Origin of the sequence: Xanthocytophaga flava (assembly GCF_030068545.1) — a bacterium.
In the GTDB taxonomy this organism is placed as follows: domain Bacteria; phylum Bacteroidota; class Bacteroidia; order Cytophagales; family 172606-1; genus Xanthocytophaga; species Xanthocytophaga flava.
The window spans coordinates 226696-244917 of record NZ_JASJOR010000010.1; the positions used below are offsets into that span (position 1 = coordinate 226696).

At 38.1% G+C, this 18222-nt stretch carries 14 protein-coding genes and 2 tRNA genes; 4 read left to right on the forward strand and 12 right to left on the reverse strand.

The window, feature by feature from the left end; all coding sequences use genetic code 11:
- Position 1: 1 nt before the first annotated feature.
- Both QNI15_RS16605 and QNI15_RS16610 read right to left on the reverse strand, forming a co-directional pair.
- A complete protein-coding gene (locus tag QNI15_RS16605) occupies positions 2–634 on the reverse strand; it encodes a hypothetical protein (protein WP_313996809.1) in 633 nt (210 codons plus the stop codon).
- A 324-nt stretch (positions 635–958) separates the two neighbouring features.
- Positions 959–1963, reverse strand: a complete 1005-nt coding sequence (locus QNI15_RS16610) for a DUF697 domain-containing protein (protein ID WP_314032648.1) — start codon at positions 1961–1963, stop codon at positions 959–961.
- 261 nt (positions 1964–2224) lie between these two features.
- Here QNI15_RS16610 and QNI15_RS16615 point away from each other — a divergent pair, with 261 nt between their 5' ends.
- On the forward strand, positions 2225–3313 hold the full coding sequence (locus QNI15_RS16615; RefSeq protein ID WP_314032649.1) for an o-succinylbenzoate synthase: 1089 nt from the start codon (positions 2225–2227) through the stop codon (positions 3311–3313).
- Between the two features lie 420 nt (positions 3314–3733).
- On the opposite strand, the gene QNI15_RS16620 is transcribed toward QNI15_RS16615, so the two are convergent.
- The 5 genes from QNI15_RS16620 to QNI15_RS16640 form a co-directional block, all read right to left on the reverse strand.
- Positions 3734–4747: a glycoside hydrolase family 43 protein gene (locus QNI15_RS16620; protein ID WP_313996800.1), complete on the reverse strand. Its 1014-nt coding sequence runs from the start codon at positions 4745–4747 to the stop codon at positions 3734–3736.
- Between the two features lie 424 nt (positions 4748–5171).
- Positions 5172–6236, reverse strand: a complete 1065-nt coding sequence (locus QNI15_RS16625) for a DJ-1/PfpI family protein (RefSeq protein ID WP_313996798.1) — start codon at positions 6234–6236, stop codon at positions 5172–5174.
- A gap of 71 nt (positions 6237–6307) precedes the next feature.
- Complete coding sequence (locus QNI15_RS16630; protein ID WP_314032677.1) at positions 6308–7291, reverse strand: GlxA family transcriptional regulator; 984 nt, start codon at positions 7289–7291, stop codon at positions 6308–6310.
- A 135-nt stretch (positions 7292–7426) separates the two neighbouring features.
- A tRNA-Met gene (locus QNI15_RS16635) sits at positions 7427–7502 on the reverse strand.
- A gap of 170 nt (positions 7503–7672) precedes the next feature.
- A tRNA-Met gene (locus QNI15_RS16640) sits at positions 7673–7748 on the reverse strand.
- 120 nt (positions 7749–7868) lie between these two features.
- Here QNI15_RS16640 and era point away from each other — a divergent pair.
- The gene (era, locus tag QNI15_RS16645; protein ID WP_313984389.1) at positions 7869–8777 is read left to right on the forward strand and encodes a GTPase Era; all 909 of its coding nucleotides are present in this window, start codon (positions 7869–7871) and stop codon (positions 8775–8777) included.
- A gap of 104 nt (positions 8778–8881) precedes the next feature.
- Positions 8882–10189: a ribosome biogenesis GTPase Der gene (gene der, locus QNI15_RS16650; RefSeq protein WP_313996796.1), complete on the forward strand. Its 1308-nt coding sequence runs from the start codon at positions 8882–8884 to the stop codon at positions 10187–10189.
- A gap of 40 nt (positions 10190–10229) precedes the next feature.
- Here der and QNI15_RS16655 read toward each other — a convergent pair whose 3' ends face one another.
- The 5 genes from QNI15_RS16655 to QNI15_RS16675 all read right to left on the reverse strand — a co-directional run bounded on the left by QNI15_RS16655 (position 10230) and on the right by QNI15_RS16675 (position 15839).
- Positions 10230–11189 (reverse strand): threonine ammonia-lyase, encoded by a 960-nt coding sequence (locus QNI15_RS16655; RefSeq protein WP_313996794.1) that lies wholly within the window; start codon positions 11187–11189, stop codon positions 10230–10232.
- A gap of 75 nt (positions 11190–11264) precedes the next feature.
- Positions 11265–12050 carry a hypothetical protein gene (locus QNI15_RS16660; protein WP_313996792.1) on the reverse strand — a complete coding sequence of 262 codons (786 nt, stop codon included), beginning with the start codon at positions 12048–12050 and terminating at the stop codon, positions 11265–11267.
- A gap of 134 nt (positions 12051–12184) precedes the next feature.
- On the reverse strand, positions 12185–12910 hold the full coding sequence (locus tag QNI15_RS16665) for a hypothetical protein (protein WP_313996790.1): 726 nt from the start codon (positions 12908–12910) through the stop codon (positions 12185–12187).
- Positions 12911–13000: 90 nt separating this feature from the next.
- On the reverse strand, positions 13001–14374 hold the full coding sequence (locus tag QNI15_RS16670; protein WP_314032651.1) for a cystathionine beta-synthase: 1374 nt from the start codon (positions 14372–14374) through the stop codon (positions 13001–13003).
- A 259-nt stretch (positions 14375–14633) separates the two neighbouring features.
- The gene (locus QNI15_RS16675; RefSeq protein WP_313984404.1) at positions 14634–15839 is read right to left on the reverse strand and encodes an ROK family protein; all 1206 of its coding nucleotides are present in this window, start codon (positions 15837–15839) and stop codon (positions 14634–14636) included.
- 196 nt (positions 15840–16035) lie between these two features.
- Between QNI15_RS16675 and nagB the strand changes: the two genes are divergently transcribed.
- Positions 16036–17973 (forward strand): glucosamine-6-phosphate deaminase, encoded by a 1938-nt coding sequence (gene nagB / locus QNI15_RS16680; RefSeq protein ID WP_313996788.1) that lies wholly within the window; start codon positions 16036–16038, stop codon positions 17971–17973.
- Positions 17974–18222: the final 249 nt, after the last annotated feature.

An 18222-nucleotide genomic window follows, 5' to 3' on the forward strand; every position in this document is an offset into this window, starting at 1 on the left:
TTTAGAACAAAGAAATCTTATCAGGACTCTTCAATACATTATATTGATTGATCAGCATAAACTTTCCCCGTTGCGTATAGATATTCAACTTCTTGTCTTTAATAAAAACTTCAAGCTCTTCTTTATATTCTTTCATCAGGATAGGATAGATACGTCTGCGAAACTGACTAATCGGAATAAAATGATCGTTTGCATAGACAAAATATTCATAGGCATTTTTCTTATCATACCATGGCGAATCTGATTCCATTGCATTCAACTGAGTAGGGTTAGAGTTACGCATATTATGCAATCGACGTAACAGATACATTTCACCAGTCAATACAATTTCAAAAAAAGCCTTTCGACTTCTATTTCTTCGTCCTGGATATGATAAACTGAGAAATCGACGCATTTGATTACTCTTCTCATCAAAATAACCGAAAGCCCGAACTTGTCTCGCAGAATATACTTTTACTACTCTTTCATCTTTTACCTGGATAAGATCTGTAAAAGCATCATAGCTAAATTCTCCGTTAACTGTCTGGTCATTAAGTAGAACTAACTCACCTTGGTGCCAATTTTGAGAACTGGGATTACCTGCAACTACACTGAAAGTCACTAAAAGTCCGCATACTAAACCAAATATTTTCATGGCAAAAACCTGCTGGCATAAAAGATAATTTTAAGAAATCGATAAAATTCAAATAGGATGTATGGCAAAAATGGAGAAAAACAAAATTATACTAAAAATATATTACAATAATTTATCAAAAAAGTACCACAAATTTACGGATACAAGTATATCTACAAAGGTTTTTCTGTATTTTTTATCACATATGTATGATTTTCAGTGAGTAATATCACCTTACAAGTAAGTGCAGAAAATACTTACAACAGACTATAGATCTTGTATAATTACAGAAGGAAGATTATAAGCTAAAAGAAGAATATAGCAAGAACTACTTTGATAAAAGATCTATTGCTCTTGAGAAGGCTCTGATGCTGCAGAACGAAACCATCCGAAAAAACCTCGTTTAACATTTCGGGTTGCTTTTCCAGCTAGCTCCATTCCTGAACGAACAGTATTTGAGCCTGCATTCCGAGCTGTTTTCAAAATAGCATTAACTACCTGCCCGGATACCTGTAGCACCAAAACCTTTAGCATGACAGAAGCTTCTGCAATGGCAGCTTTTCGGGCCTTTTTGGGATTAAAAGGTTCTAAAGTACCACAATATCGCTTAGTAATAACACCAACACGTAATGTTAGAAAGGCATTAACAGAACCTTCCAGTAAAGAATCCATAATCACACTACTCAATGGACCTATAAATGGTATAGATCTTACAGCAGAACCTTGCAAAACTGTTCCTAAAACAGGTTCTAACTGTTCCGAGATATCCAGATCTTCTATTTGCGTTGCCAATAAAGTAGTGGTGCCAACATTCGAATACAGTGAAATCATATCTTTCAGAGAGGGTCTCTGGTAATAGATATGCGCAATATCCCAAATCATTTTGGTATGGGTAGAAAAGACCATTAAGGCATCTAATTTCCCATTTTGAGAGATAGAAGTAGATAAAAACACATTTCTTGCTGTTTTTTGAATAATTTCATTTGCCTGAGCATCCAGTACATATAAAGCTCTCTGCAACTCTTCCTTTTGTGACCAGTCAAACGAATGTCCCAAAAGTAGCTTATTCTTTGCCAATCGTGCTGATAATTGAGGAATATAGGCAGGCATATCATCTTCAGAGCCCGGAGCCAGCAAAGGTTTAGGCAATCGAAAAAATAATGCGACCGGAACAACCAAAAGCACAACAAAGACAGTTGTCAATACAGTTAATACAACAATTCCTAATGTATGATTCACAGTGGAAGCATACAGGTATACCTGCATCAACTGGTTAAAAATGATAATAATAAACAATACCAGAAATAATATTCCAATTGCAGTTGCCAAGCGTTTTATTTGTGTCATCATCTTGAAAAAATTAATGCGTCCTCAGTATATTACTCCCTAAATCTTTATACCAGAGCTGAAATATTACATAGACAGTAACCCTTTCATCACTAATAAAGTAACTACCCGTCTAACTATAACTAACTGATAACCAAAGATACGACTCTTTTGTATGGTATAGTTACCTTTTTCTTTAAAGTAGTATAGAGCAATTTTTATTTTCAATAAAGAAATCCATGCTGAAACTAGTACTTTTGCCATTTGATTCAGTTATAACTAGATATGTTACAGGCATCCTATCAGAAACACACCTTACAATTTACATTTGAAGCAGGAACATCCCGTGGTATTCTTACTGAACGAGATACATATTACATTAAGCTTTCGGATTCAAGCAATCCGTCTGTTTTTGGGTTGGGAGAATGTGCCCCTCTCCGAGGTCTTAGCATAGATGATGTTCCCGATTATGAATTACAGATAAAAAAGATCTGTAACATCATCAATAAAAAGCATTTGTCAATAGATAACATCGACACACTACCGCAACTGGTCGATGAAGAATATCCTTCGATTGTATTCGGGGTCGAAACAGCATGTCTGGATCTAATCAACAATGGCAAGCGATTTTTATTTGATACTCCTTTTAGTCGTGGAGAAGCCGGTATTGAAATCAATGGACTTATCTGGATGGGAAAGGAAGAGTTTATGAGGGAACAGGTTGAGACAAAACTCAGAGCAGGATATCACTGTATTAAAATGAAGATTGGGGCTATTGATTTTGAGAAGGAATGCGCGTTGCTGGAGTCCATCCGCAAATATTATACACCCGAACAAATTATATTACGAGTAGATGCAAATGGAGCCTTTACGCCTAAGGAGGCACTTGAAAAGTTAACAATCCTCTCTCAGTATGACCTACATTCTATTGAGCAACCCATCAAGCAAGGACAGACAGGTATACTGGCTCAACTTTGCGCAACGACTCCTCTGCCCATTGCATTGGATGAAGAACTGATTGGCATTACTACCTATCAGGAAAAAAAAAGATTGCTTCAGAAGATTAAGCCTCAATACATTATTTTGAAACCTTCGTTACTGGGAGGATTTCGGCATTGTCAGGAATGGATTGAACTGGCAGAACAGCAACATATAGGCTGGTGGATTACATCCGCACTGGAATCTAATATTGGTCTTAATGCCATTGCGCAGTTTACGGCCTATCTAAACAATCTTATTCCACAAGGGCTGGGAACTGGTCAGCTATATCATAATAATATCAGCTCTCCATTGGAAATACGAAACGGATTCCTTTATTATAATAACCAGCAAAGCTGGCATATTGAAGATATTTTATCATTTGGGGATCTATGAATGATCTCAAATCCCAGGAAGAGAAGGTGAATCCAGGGAGGATTTCTGATTTGTGCATAGTTCACGGCAAACTATTTTTTAGCAAGGACAAGACGTCCTACTTATCGGCTGATAAATTGCGGTTTATTCATGGCAGTTTTGCTTTTGAATATAACTCACGGCAGATTTTATTTTGACCGGAACTCTGGTCATTTTTTCTCTTGCGCATCATTCACCGCAAAAACAAAATCTGATCGGAATTCACCGCAAGTAGTTGCCTGCCGTGAATAAACCGCAACGAATCTTTTATTGCGAACTTAATGTATGGGTTTCTCTGTCATGAATCCAGTAGATGTTGCTCAGTAAGCGAGTCGCTAGTTATCATTCGGGATAAATCATATTGCGGTCTCAGCGTTCAATGATTCCTGAGACCGCAAAGCCTTATCTTAAAGGTTGAGCAGCAACACCTTCATTCGTAATCTTGACTGGCTTAATATGTCCATTTTCATCAAATTCAAGCATATCAATACAAGTGACCCGGTGGTTACCATCTGTCTCTCCTAATGGACGACGATGATACACAATATACCACTTGTCTTTCTTGTCCACATGAATTACGGAATGATGCCCAGCACCTGTTGCAACCTGAGGGTCCTGTTGTAAAATTTTCCCAATTCGCTGGAATGGTCCCATAGGAGAATCTGCAATAGCATAGGCAACAGAATAATTAGGTCCTGTCCAACCACCTTCAGACCACATGAAGTAATATTTACCATTCCGTATAAACATAAAAGGTCCTTCTACATACCCTTTGGGTGTAATTTCTTTAAAAGTAGTTCCATCTTCAAATGGCACAAATCCTTTAAAATCTTTGCTCAGCTTGGCAATATTACAATGTGACCATCCACCATAAATCATATAATATTGTCCATCCTTATCTTTAAAAACAAACTGATCAATAGGTTGAGCCCCATTATGAAACTTATCGATCAATGGCTTACCCAGATGATCCTTAAACGGTCCTTCCGGCTTATCTGCTACAGCTACTCCTATTCCACCATATTCCTGATCGTTTTGAATATCATTTGCACCAAAGAATAAATAGTACTTTTCTTCTTTTTCAACAATAGCAGGTGCCCATATAGCTCTTTTGGCCCACTTTACCTGCGTTGTATCCAGTATACGTTCGTGTTTAGTCCAGGTCACCAGATCAGGAGAAGAAAAGGCGTCAAAAAACACCTGTTGATTGTAAGGTGCTGAATAGGTAGGGTAAATCCAGTATTTCCCTTTAAATAAAACACCCTCCGGATCTGCATACCATCCTGGAAAAACAGGGTTCCCACTAGTCTTTGTAGCAGACTTTTTTGAATCTTTTGGCGTTTTTCGGGATGCTTTCTGTGAAAAAACAGGGAAACAAAGAGCAATTAAAATACTGACTAAAAAGAGTTTTTTCATTTGCAAGTAGTAAAGATGATCAGAAAATTGCGACAAGGCGAAACTACACACAAACGATAAGAAAGCAAACATGGCTACTTCCGAATTTTAACTTTTCTGAAATAGAAAATGACTCAATAGAGCATGTGCTTTTGAAACAACATAGGCTCTATTTTATTTTTTATTGATTTTGACGCTGTTGGTTGAAATCTTCCTTTCTATTCTCAGATTACTTTGCATTTTTCTACTTACAGCCAAAAAGACACTTTAGAATCTTCTACCCACTTGACCAAAGACCTAATCCACAGGAAAAAGCCTTACATACCTACACTACCTACCACGGTTAATGGGAGCAAAGCTATCTTTGTTCTTTGGTTCTATTTCTACAGTCCCGCTAGCTTTATTTATAGAAATTAGAGATAATTTAAGCACTGTTTATCTGATGCTAATTTAGTTTATGAAAAACCTTTGGGTCTTGTGATAAAGTATATCCTGTGATGCGATTACGTCTATCCCTTATGAAAGTGATAGTTTCTTTTCCATTTGCATCTGTAAACGTATTTTCTTTTGTGAAAAACAGAGGATAATTACGATCCCGCACAATAGCATACAGTCCTTTTTCTCTTTCGCTCACTTTTATCTGGATCTTTGAACCGTCATTAAACTCATAGGTGCCTGTATATAATTTCAGATTATCTACAGGCTCCAAAGCCTTGTATGGATTATATTCGGTAAGAATCAATCCTTCACCAGGCGTCCATTTGTCGTATTCCATATAGTAAGCCGTTTTTCGAGCAGCATCAAATCCGTTTAGTTTGGCTACCAGATGCAGTGCCCCGTCTATACCTGCAGAAATACCAGCTGTTGTAATCAGATTGCCATTATCAACAAACCGCACATTTTTCAATACTTTTGTTTCCGGATAGCTCTTCTCCAGATTATCCAGCGAACTATGAAATGTAGTGGCTGTTTTTCCTTTCAACAATCCCGCTTCACCCAAGACAAAAGCACCCGTGCAAACAGAGAAATAATGTCCTATGTTTTGTTGTGACTGCACCCATTTGATTACATCAGGATCAGAAGCAGGCGCATTTGATGACCCACCAAAAAAAGCAAGTATATCAGCTTTAGGAGCATCTTGTATACTATAATCCGGAGTCACCGTCAGCAATCCCTGAGCCTTTATAGGAGCCTTTGTTTTAGAGACTGTAAATACATCGAAGCCAGCATAGGTAAAGACTTCCAGTGGACCTGCAAAATCCAATATCTCAATTCCATCCTGAAGATAAAATGCAATCTTTTTTCGTGTAGGAGACAGCTTGTCTTTGCTTTCATTTTTTAAGACCAATGGCATGCCACAATGGGTACAAACGCCCGGTTTATCAAAAGATAATGTATCACATTGGCTATTACAGGGAGGACACACATATGCAACAGGCATTTGTGAAAAGGATTGAAAAGATATGGACATCAACAACAGTCCCATAAACAGAGTGAGTAGTTTGTTCATAGTGTATTACTTTTATGATGGTCAAAGCTACAGATACTACTTTCCTCTGCAAAGGACAACATAACGCAGTATCAGGACATTTCCAATGAAGCAACGTCTCCCGGCAATACTCCCCGATGCTTTTTAAGCAATGCTCTGAGCTGATTAGGGCTCAAGCCACACTCTTTACTTACTACTTCTACTTTATTACCAGTCGATAAGAGCTGCACGGCTCGTTCAACCCTGAGTTTCTCAAGATAATCTCCGATTGTGATTCCTGTTGTTTTCTTAAAACACCGGGTCAGGTTACGGATACTCATGTTAACGTGCTCAGCTACAGACTCCAAAGAAGAGCTCCCAGATAAATGACTCATCAGATAATTTTGCGCCTCATGAATCTGACTGTCCATATGATTTCTGTATTGCAGAAAAATGCTTAGTTGTGGATCCCCTTCACTTCGCCGAAAATAGACTACCACTTCTTTGGCTACTTCGATGGCCCATTTTGTTCCAAACTCTTTCTCAATAATATACAAAGCCAAATCAATACCTGATGCAACTCCTGCACTGGTATATAAATTCCCATCTACCACAAACAATCTGTCTTTTCTGAGGTAAACCGCAGGGTATTTTTGCGAGAATCTGGATAAATACTTCCAGTGCGTTGTACAACTTTTTCCACTGAGCAAACCTGCCTCTGCCAATAAGAAAGCCCCCGTACACACAGAACAGACATGTGCTCCATGTGAAGCCTGTCTTCTAAGCCACTTAAAGAAGGGATCACAATTCTGTATGAAGCTACTATCTGAAATCAGCGTATATTCCAAGCCTGGCACAAATACATAGTCTTCTTCGCTCAATTCAAACTCAACATAGGGCTTCAGATTTGAAAAAGATAATCCAGCACTGCTTTCTGCATGTATAGTAGTACTTACAGAAACAAAATGTAGTTCGACAAGCATACCAAACTCTTTTGCCTCATAAAAAATATGGGCAGGACCATTCAGGTCTAACAAATGAACCTTAGGCGGAACTATAAATAGTATATTCTTACTAGTTTTCAGAAAGGTTGAGATAACAAATTGTAGGAAGTACCTGCTTTGTAGAAACCAAAATTATTATATCCTGGCTTTTCTTAAAGAAAAAATAAATCAGCAGGAAAAAATGTATACAATAAAAAAGCCTGTAAGGTTATCTCTTACAGGCTTTTATGGTAGCGGGAGCAGGACTCGAACCTGCGACCTTTGGGTTATGAGCCCAACGAGCTGCCAACTGCTCCATCCCGCGATCTAAATTGGAGTGCAAAGATGCAAGGTTGTTTTCAATAAACCTAATAGTAAGCACTTTTTATTTTATTTATTTTTCAAAACTCATTAACTCGCTACTAATCAACACACTGCAACCTTCTATCTCTTAAGAAAGTAAAAGCCTGTAAGGTTATCTCTTACAGGCTTTTATGGTAGCGGGAGCAGGACTCGAACCTGCGACCTTTGGGTTATGAGCCCAACGAGCTGCCAACTGCTCCATCCCGCGATCTAAATTGGAGTGCAAAGATGCAAGGTTGTTTTCAATAAATCAAGTATATTTGCAAAAAAAATCTTTATACCATAAATCTCTGTGTCAAAAAAATTCAAACAGGGATTCTTACTCAATATGACAGACGTACTACCAGATCAGGTCCTTCCTCAACACCGGGCAGGCTTTGTAAGCATTGTAGGCAAGCCCAATGTTGGCAAATCGACACTGATGAATGCATTAGTAGGTGAGCACCTCTCCATTATTACATACAAAGCACAGACTACCCGTCACCGTATTATGGGTATTCTGAACGGAGACGATTTTCAGATCGTATATTCGGATACACCAGGTATCATCCAGCCCAAATATGAATTGCAGCAGAAAATGATGCGATTCGTACATACATCTCTGGAAGATGCAGACATTATTCTATTTGTAACAGACATCTTTGAAAAACATGATGAGTCTGATGTTACACAAAAACTATCACATACAGAAACACCTATTTTTGTATTGATTAACAAAACAGATCTGGCAACAGAAGAACAGATAGCAGAAAAAGTCGCTTACTGGAAGGAAACTGTTAAAGCTAAAGAAGTTATCCCAATATCAGCTTTAAAGAAAAACAATATAGATCTGCTTTTTCAAACTATAATAGCCAATTTGCCAGATCATCCGCCTTATTTTCCCAAAGATGAACTTACGGATAAACCCGAACGTTTCTTTGCATCAGAAATACTTCGGGAAAAAATCTTTTTGAATTATGATAAAGAAGTTCCTTATAGCTGCGAAGTAGTCATTACCAGCTTTAAGGATAAAAAGGATATACTGGTTATTCAGGCTGAAATTATGGTAGAAAGGACCAGTCAGCGAGCCATTCTGCTGGGTCACAAAGGAGAAAACATCAAGAAAGTGGGTATGCAGGCCAGAAAAGATATGGAAGAGTTCTTTGGCAGAAAAGTATTTCTGGAAACCTTTGTTAAAGTAGAAGCAGACTGGAGAAGCAGAGAAAACACCTTACGGAGATTTGGCTATTCAGAATAAGGTACTTCGCCTGATTAATAACAAAAGAATTACACTATTTTTAAAAGATTTGAAGTCCGAATTTTTAGCGACTATATCTTTTGATGCAATGACTTAAGAATTTTATGGCAAATATTATAGCAATTGTAGGAAGACCTAATGTAGGCAAATCGACATTCTTCAATAGATTGATCGAAAAAAGACAAGCGATCATGGACAACGTCAGTGGGGTCACACGTGATCGACACTATGGGCATGGTGAATGGTGCGGAAAGTTTTTTACAGTAATTGATACTGGAGGATATGTAGTAGGATCTGATGATATCTTTGAAGAATCTATTCGGGATCAGGTTGAACTGGCTATTGAAGAAGCAAGTGTCTTACTATTCATGGTAGACGCAGATGCAGGCTTGACAGATCTGGACAAAGATTTTGCTCATGTCCTACGCAGATCCAAAAAACCAGTCTTTCTGGTAGCTAATAAAGCTGACACAATCCAAAAGGCTCAGATGGCCGGTGAGTTTTATGCATTGGGATTGGGTGAAGTGTATCCTATCTCCTCTCAAACAGGTTCAGGTACAGGAGAACTTCTGGATGAAGTAGTGAAAGACTTTACAGAAGAGGGAATTGAAGATCCAAATGCCGGTATACCTCGAATCTCGATTTTGGGGCGTCCAAATGTTGGTAAATCTTCTTTTTTAAATGCACTTCTTGGCAAAGAACGCAGTATCGTGACCGATATAGCAGGAACAACACGAGATGCTATTGACACTCACTATAAACTGTTTGGCAAAGATTTCATCATTACGGATACTGCGGGTATGCGTCGCAAAGCCAAAGTGAAGGATGATATAGAGTTTTATTCCGTAATGCGCTCCATCAGAGCACTGGAAGACTCTGATATATGTATTATCATGCTGGATGCTACACGTGGTATCGAAAGTCAGGATGTGAACATTATCTGGCTGGCAGAGCGTAGCAGAAAAGGTATCGTAATTATGATGAACAAATGGGATGCATTGGAGAAAGATCATAAAACTGCTGAAAAAGTAAAGAAAGAGATTCTAGAACGGATTGCCCCGCTTGACTATGCCCCTATTTTCTTTACGTCTGTCACAGAAAAACAACGAATTTTCCAAACTATTGAAAAAGCTGTTGAAGTGTATGATAATCGCACACAAAAGATAGCTACCTCTGCCTTAAACAATGCTCTCTTACCAGAAATCGAGCATTATCCGCCTCCTGCGGTTAAGGGTAAATACATCAAAATCAAATATATTACTCAATTACCAACCAAGACTCCAACATTCGCATTTTTCTGTAATTTACCTCAGTACATTCAGAAGCCATACGAACGATTCCTGGAGAATAAGATCAGAGAGCATTTTAGTTTTGAAGGTATTCCAATTAACCTGGTATTCCGGAAGAAATAATATAGAAAGCCCATCCTTTAATCTGAGGATGGGTTTTTGTTTAAAAAGGGAGATTACCTAGATCTACATTTCCTCCAGAGAAAATAATTCCAACCTTTTTCCCTTTAAATAGTTCCGGCTCTTTGAGTAAAGCAGCTAATGGAACCACTCCACTAGGCTCAACAACTACCTTCATACGCTCCCAGACTAATCTCATTGCAGCAATAATTTCTTCGTCTGTAACTGTAATAACACTCTTTACATATCTTTGGATTAATGGAAACGTCTTATCTCCCAGATTAGTCAACAAGCCATCCGCAATTGTTTTGATATAAGGCGCAGATACAATCTTTCCTTCTTGCAAAGACAGATAAGCATCCTGTGCACCTTCAGGTTCTCCCGCTATCACAATTGTCTTTGGAGAAAAATAATGTACACTTAGTGCTGTTCCACTTAATAATCCTCCACCCCCAACAGGTGTTAGTATACTATCCAGATCAGGTATCTCCTCTATCAACTCCTTAGCAGCAGTTGCCTGCCCTGCAATTACATGATAGTTGTTAAATGGATGTACAAATGTAGCTCCTGTACGTTCAACGACCTCATTCAATGCCTCTTCTCTTGCCTGAAGAGTGGGTTTACAAAATATTATTTCAGCTCCATATCCCGCAACTGCCTTTTTCTTGATTTCAGGTGCATTTTCTGGCATCACAATATAGGCTTTGCATCCTACTTCTCTGGCTGCATAAGCAATTGCCTGTGCATGGTTTCCAGAGGAGTGAGTAGCTACCCCCTTTTGCCGCTCTTCTTCACTCAGTTGTAAAACTGCATTCATTCCTCCCCGAATCTTAAATGCACCTATCTTTTGCAGATTTTCGCATTTAAAATAAACTTCGGCCCCTGATATCTCATTAATAGTAAGAGAGGTTAGAACAGGGGTTTTATGTATAAATGGACGGATTCGGGAATGGGCTTCTTCTATAATCTCTCTGGTAGGAATGATAATACTCTCAGATAACATTGTGTCAGGATTTATAAGATTACTAGTTGTAAAAGAAAAAAGTGAACTATACAAATCTAAACTCGCTCTACTATCCTACCCTTTCTTCTGGAAAACATAAACCCTTTTACCTTGTTCATAAAAAGGCATTTCATCAGGTTTGTTTACATTAACAACCTCGTAGAGAGCATAGGAATCTTTCTCTTTGACCAAAAGAAAATCTTCTGTCTTTTCAGCAGTTGATAAAGTAATCAGGTCTTGTTTGTTAAAAAAATTCCGGCAATCACCTGCAATACAAAGCTCATAATGCTGAAAATCTTTCCATCCTGTAATCTTACCATCCTTTTCAAACACTACAGTAGCATCCTCGGGCGCTGTCAGTTTATAATTTCCAGCTACAATATGTTGGTTGGTAACAGGCTGATACAGGAATAAAGATTCAGATATTTCGTTAGAAACATCAACTTTACTGAAAACGACTGTTTTTTGTGCACTGATATTCTTATAACTTAGTACATGTCCTTGAGTGGAAAGAACAAAATTGGTAAGAGAATCCTGATTAAACTTCTCCACTTGTAATATTGTATCATTTAGCCTTTTGAAGCCAAAGCCTACCTCTTCAAATCCATTGGTAAAATAAATAGAATCAACCTCTGGCTTAATATATATTTCTTCCAAACCTTCCTGAATTTCAGATATAGAATGAAACTGTAGAAGCTGATCTATATAGTCTTTAATAATCCAGTGTCCACTAAATGCTTCAGTTACATGATTGGTAGAATCACTTGGAGCAGTTGTTTGGTCAGAAACTGACTGCTTACAACTACTCAGACAAAATACAGCTAATAGGACAGTAAGAAAATAATATGAAAAGAATCGCATAAGAAATAGTAAGTGAGTAGATAAGTGGTTTTTATAGATATTAATACCCTCACTGTCAAAAAGTATACACGAGTTACAACACTAACCACAAAATAGTATCTCATTCACAACCAAACAATTATCTAACTACCATTCTAACATGCACTCCGAACTTCCATGTTAGCAAAAAGTATATAATTTAGTTTTTGTTTCTTTCCTATCGCAAAATGGATATATCGTTTTCCATCCGTCAAAACAAATACTGATTTTTGTTTTTTAGTAAGAAATTTTTCCAGAATAGATTCTCCTTTCAATTTCTCAAATTGATAGGCAGGGTTACTTTTTACGAACTCGCCTAATTTATCTTCCACTTGCTTTGACTCATCGCCAAGTTTAATACCTAAAAAACTGGCATAATCAGCACTTTCCGCTCCTTCTGCTAACTGTATTCCATATACCCGACATGATGCACTTAGATTTGCCTTCTGAGTATAATCATCTCCCAAAGCAAAAATTCGGCAATTTTGCCCCTCCAGATTCCAGAAATGCAACTGTCCGACAGGACACAGAGAGTCTGAATCTGCAAAAGTAGAGTCAGGTTGGTCTAACCTGGTGACAAAATTTTGGATGGAAAGATCTTTTATAGACTTTGCGGGTTGAAAATTGGTAATCCCAGAAAAGTTTTCCAGTTGATTAGTACTTCTATTCACAGAAGTTTCAGATTGCTTATCTGCTGCTTCTTTATCTACATTGCTGTTATTCTCTTCAGAAGTTTGGGCAGTATCAGACAAAATATCAGTTGTTGACTCACTGCTTTTCTGCTCTTTGGAAGCACAAGCTGATAAAAAAAGGAAAATAAGAAAGATGCTAACTATTCGCATAAAATATAGAGATAAAAATAGAAGTACGATTGCTGATCTGAAAGTACTATCAAATCAACAATCGTACCTCTGAAAATACAATTAAAGATGTTATCCAGCCATTGCAGATAGCAAGTCTGCCTGGGTAATAATGTGAACACGATTTAATTCATCGCGTACCAATAAGGCTTTATTTTCTTTATCAATCAATGATGATAGTACATCCAATGTATTGTCTAATCCCACAAATTTGAAAGGGGGGTCCATCAGTTCACTTACTGGAGAATCCCGAATCTCCGGTTTTTCGATAAGTTGACCCAATATTTTTGAGTCTGTAAGGCTTCCAACAATCTGTTCACCATCAGTAACAGGAATCTGAGAGATACCTTCTTTGGTTAGTAGACGAACAGCATCATTTACTTTCATAACAGTATCTACTGTTAGCAGTCGATCAGAAATATTTCGGGAATGAACAATATCACGAGCAGTTGCAAAGTCGCGTGCTTCCAGAAACCCGTGATCTTTCATCCAGGTATCATTATATATCTTATTCAGATAACGTGTTCCATGATCTGGTAATATAATCACCATTACATCTTCCTCTTTCATATGCTCACGGGCATATTCCAAAGCCCCATACACAGCCGATCCGCATGACCATCCTACAAACATACCCTCTTCCCGTGCCAACCGACGAGTCATGACAGCAGCATCTTTATCTGTGACCTTAATAAAATGATCAATAAGTGAAAAATCAACATTTTTCGGAAGAATGTCTTCTCCAATACCTTCAGTCAGGTAGGGATAAATCTCATTCTCATCAAAAACCCCTGTCTCTTTGTATTTTTTAAATACGGAACCATAGGTGTCAATTCCTACATTTACCACATTAGGATTCTGTTCTTTCAGATATTTGCCTGCACCACAAATAGTACCACCAGTTCCTACGCCACAGGCATAGTGTGTAACTTTTCCTTCTGTCTGTGACCAAATCTCCGGACCAGTGGTTTCATAATGTGCAGCCGCATTGGATAAATTGTCGTACTGATTCGGGTAAAAAGAATTAGGAATTTCCTGATTCAAACGACGGGCTACTGAATAATAACTGCGGGGGTCTTCTGGTGCCACGTTGGTAGGGCAAACAATTACTTCAGCTCCTACAGCACGGAGAATATTAATCTTTTCCTGTGATTGCTTATCTGAAACCGTGAAAATACACTTATATCCTTTGGCAATAGCAGTAAGAGCTAATCCCATACCAGTATTTCCGGAAGTACCTTCAATGATAGTTCCTCCTGGTCTCAGGATACCTGCTTTTTCTGCATCTTCAATCATCTTGATCCCAATCCTGTCTTTTACAGAATTACCAGGATTGAAATATTCTACTTTTGCCAAAATGGTTCCTTTAATCCCTTTGGTCACCTTATTCAATTTTACTAATGGAGTATCTCCAATAGTATCCACAATAGAATTATAATATTGCATAGAGGTAATATACTATGGGTTTGTTATCAATACAGATAGCTGTGAGCTTGCTCAAAAATAGTAGTCTTTTCTGAAAAACAGGTAGGTTATAATGTATTCTTTTACAGTAATTTTTAAAGCATGACTGTAGGTCTATTCAGAAAAATAACCTTAACCAATAAAGAAAACAGGACGTTAGTGTGCGAGATAATTTTTACTAAAAAAATAAGAGTCCAGAGCATACTTATGTAACACTATACTTTGGACTCCCACAAAAGATTTACACGCCAGATTCAAAAATATGCTCCATTACATAGGCATACATTCCAAAGGATGCTGCCGATTCGCGTAATTGGGAAGTCATTATCTTCAGGTGATCTCTGAATTCTGCCAGACAATATTTATTAATGGCTTGCTCAATAGGAATTGTAATGAATTTACCAGCTCTGGCTAGCAAACCATCCACAATGATAAGTTCCGGGTTGAATAAATGCACTGCAATAGATAGAGCCTTTCCCAACTCTGTACCTATCTCCTGAAAAAGATCTATACAAAGTTCATCGCCCTGGTGGGTAGCTGCAATAATCAAATCTTCTGTAATCGTATCTTTTTCTCCGTTGGAAAGCTGAAGAATTTTTGAAACTCTGCCTTTAGCAATTTCTTCCTTCACTCTGCGAATCAATACTTCAGTAGTAGTAACAGTTTCCAGACAACCTGTTTTGCCACACGAACAAAGTTCTCCCATTGGTCGTACCTGAATATGACCTAGCTCCCCTGCAAACCCTGCTGTTCCATTAAAGACCTCTCCTTTCAATAGAATACCTAATCCAACCCCCCAATCTATATTAATAGCCAATACATCATTGTAATCCTTAGCCAATCCAAAACGCTTTTCACCAAAAGCAATCGCTTTTGCATCATTCAATGTAAAGGCAGGCACATCAAGGTATTTTTCAATAAGGGCATTTAAGGGCTTGTCTTCCTTGTTTTTGTGTGTGTAATTATACCCTGTATTCTTATCGATCAAACCTGGCATACATATGCCAACTCCAATAATACGACTACTATCAATTTTTTCTTCTTTTAGAAACTCGCGGGTCTTCTCTGCAATAAAGGCAGCATACGAATTGTTGTTTTCCAGCTTGAAGTTGTAATCCTTTTCTGCATACACATCATGATTAAGATTATATAAAACCAACCGACCCTTTACTTTGCTTATGCTCCAGGTAACAACAAAACCATGAGAAGAATTTAAACCATATAATACAGGCTTGCGTCCTGATTTAGAAGACCCTACCCCTACTTCCATTACCCACCCCTCTTCAGCTAACTCATTGAGTAACATAGCTATGGAAGGAGGACTGGAATGAACAATCTTACTTATTTTGATAACAGTACTGGGACCACTGATATAGAGTTCCTTCAACAACAGATGTTTCAATCGGCTCTTTTTTATTTCAACAACCGACTCTTTGATCTCTAACATATTGAAAAATATTTTTTTTCAACAAATATATAAGTATTTGAATACTTTCTATTACAGAATATATAGGTTTAGTAGACTCAATCAATTAAAAAAATTTTTTATTAATTAAATAAAACAATGAAAATTAATTTTTATACTTGTACTTGAGTTATAGAATCGAGCTTTATCTGATTATTTTAAAAAAAATAACATCTCCATGTTAACAGAAACACCCTCCTTTTCAATCATTCAGGAAACTATAGATCAAAGTATCAGCTTTGAAAAAATTCCTACCAATATCTACGCAGACTCGAAGAAAGCGTCTGCCTGGGTAGCGAAGGAAATGGCAAAAGTGATCAACGAAAAAGGCAAAAGAGGAGAAACCTGTGTCTTGGGTTTAGCCACAGGCTCATCTCCAAAAACAGTATATGCGGAACTAATACGCTTGCACAAAAACGAAGGACTTAGCTTTAAACATGTAATCAGCTTTAATCTGGATGAGTACTACCCAATGACTCCAGATTCTATCCATAGTTATCATCGCTTCATGCGGGAAAATCTGTTTGACCATGTGGATATTCTGCCAGGAAATTTCCATATTCCGGATGGGACAATCCCATTAGCTATGCTATCTAACTATTGCAAAGAATACGAACAACGAATCATTGAAGCAGGTGGTATAGATTTTCAATTGCTGGGAATTGGAGGAAATGGACACGTTGCCTTTAACGAACCAGGATCATTACAATCTTCCCGCACACGTTTAATCACCCTAGACCAATCTACACGTGCAGCGGCGGCAACTGAGTTCGGCGGTATTCATTTAGTACCAAAGAAAGCAATCACAATGGGCGTTTCAACGATTATGAATGCTCGCCAAATTGTACTGCTGGCTTGGGGCGAACGTAAAGCACCTGTGATTCAGCAGGCAGTAGAAGGAGTAGTGAGTGAACAAAATCCAGCTTCTTACCTGCAGGCACATCCAAACACTCGTTTTGTGATTGATGAAAGAGCTGCTGCCGAACTTACCCGTATCAAAACTCCATGGTTGGTAGATGATGTGACATGGAATGATTCCATGACTAAAAAAGCAGTTACTCATCTTGCGTTGAAACTGGAAAAACCTATTCTGAAATTAACCAACCGGGATTATAATGACAATGGGTTGAGTGATTTGCTGGTACAGTATGGTAGTGCCTATGATATAAACATAAAAGTTTTCAATAAACTTCAGCGTACGATTACAGGATGGCCAGGTGGAAAACCGAACGTAGATGATACCAACCGCCCGGAAAGAGCCAATCCTGTTCGCAAACGTGTTTTGATTTTCAGTCCACACCCTGATGATGATATTATCTCTATGGGTGGTACTTTTCAACGCTTGGTAGATCAGGGACATGATGTACATGTTGCTTATCAGACATCTGGTAATATTGCTGTGGCAGATGATGAAGCTCGTCGTTTTATGGAGTTTGTAGTTGACTTCAACAATGCATTCGCTATTCAGTCTGATCAGGCATCGGATATGCTGAAGGAAACTGATACATTCCTGCAACAGGCACATGAAATGGACACAGCTTCGCTTCGCCATGTAAAAGGTCTGATCAGAAGAGGTGAAGCAAAAGCAACCTGTCGCTTTGTAGGTATTCCTCCGGAAAACGCACATTTTCTGGATCTGCCTTTCTATGAAACAGGACTTGTACAGAAAAATCCACTGGGAGAAGCTGATATTCAGATTGTGATGGATATCATTCGCCAGGTACAACCTCATCAGATTTACGCAGCTGGAGATTTAGCCGATCCACATGGTACTCACAAAGTTTGTCTGGATGCTATCATAGAAGCAGTAAACAGATTGAAAAGCGAAGATTTCATGAAAGATTGTTGGGTATGGTTGTATCGTGGAGCCTGGGCTGAGTGGGACATCCATGAAATAGAAATGGCAGTACCCATGAGTCCGGATCAGGTTATGAAAAAACGGTTTGGTATCTTTAAACATCAATCACAAAAAGATGGTGTAGTATTCCAGGGATCTGATGATCGTGAATTCTGGCAAAGAGCTGAAGAAAGAAACCGTGGAACAGCCGATTTATACAACCAACTTGGCTTGGCTGAGTACGAAGCAATGGAAGCTTTTGTCCGCTGGAAATTTTAAATAAATACTGTAAAATTAAAATCTCTAACCCCGATAAGAGTACCCCAATATACCTCTTATCGGGGTTATTCTTTCCCTAAAACAGACTTCTGGCTACTAAATGAGTCAGAGCAGAGAGTAAATCTGTTTATCTAAAAAAAGGTTCTCAACTTAATCTAAAACTATTATCTATTAAGCACATTATTTTCTATAGCGTTATAATCTCAGTGTATTTCAATAAAATTCCAAACCTGAAATTATTCTATCAAA

Coding starts and splice junctions, on each gene's coding strand:
- QNI15_RS16605 (WP_313996809.1), bottom strand. CDS start 634: ATGAAAATATTTGGTTTAGTATGCGGACTTTTAGTGACTTTCAGTGTA.
- QNI15_RS16610 (WP_314032648.1), bottom strand. CDS start 1,963: ATGATGACACAAATAAAACGCTTGGCAACTGCAATTGGAATATTATTT.
- QNI15_RS16615 (WP_314032649.1), top strand. CDS start 2,225: ATGTTACAGGCATCCTATCAGAAACACACCTTACAATTTACATTTGAA.
- QNI15_RS16620 (WP_313996800.1), bottom strand. CDS start 4,747: ATGAAAAAACTCTTTTTAGTCAGTATTTTAATTGCTCTTTGTTTCCCT.
- QNI15_RS16625 (WP_313996798.1), bottom strand. CDS start 6,236: ATGAACAAACTACTCACTCTGTTTATGGGACTGTTGTTGATGTCCATA.
- era (WP_313984389.1), top strand. CDS start 7,869: ATGACAGACGTACTACCAGATCAGGTCCTTCCTCAACACCGGGCAGGC.
- der (WP_313996796.1), top strand. CDS start 8,882: ATGGCAAATATTATAGCAATTGTAGGAAGACCTAATGTAGGCAAATCG.
- QNI15_RS16655 (WP_313996794.1), bottom strand. CDS start 11,189: ATGTTATCTGAGAGTATTATCATTCCTACCAGAGAGATTATAGAAGAA.
- QNI15_RS16660 (WP_313996792.1), bottom strand. CDS start 12,050: ATGCGATTCTTTTCATATTATTTTCTTACTGTCCTATTAGCTGTATTT.
- QNI15_RS16665 (WP_313996790.1), bottom strand. CDS start 12,910: ATGCGAATAGTTAGCATCTTTCTTATTTTCCTTTTTTTATCAGCTTGT.
- QNI15_RS16670 (WP_314032651.1), bottom strand. CDS start 14,374: ATGCAATATTATAATTCTATTGTGGATACTATTGGAGATACTCCATTA.
- QNI15_RS16675 (WP_313984404.1), bottom strand. CDS start 15,839: ATGTTAGAGATCAAAGAGTCGGTTGTTGAAATAAAAAAGAGCCGATTG.
- nagB (WP_313996788.1), top strand. CDS start 16,036: ATGTTAACAGAAACACCCTCCTTTTCAATCATTCAGGAAACTATAGAT.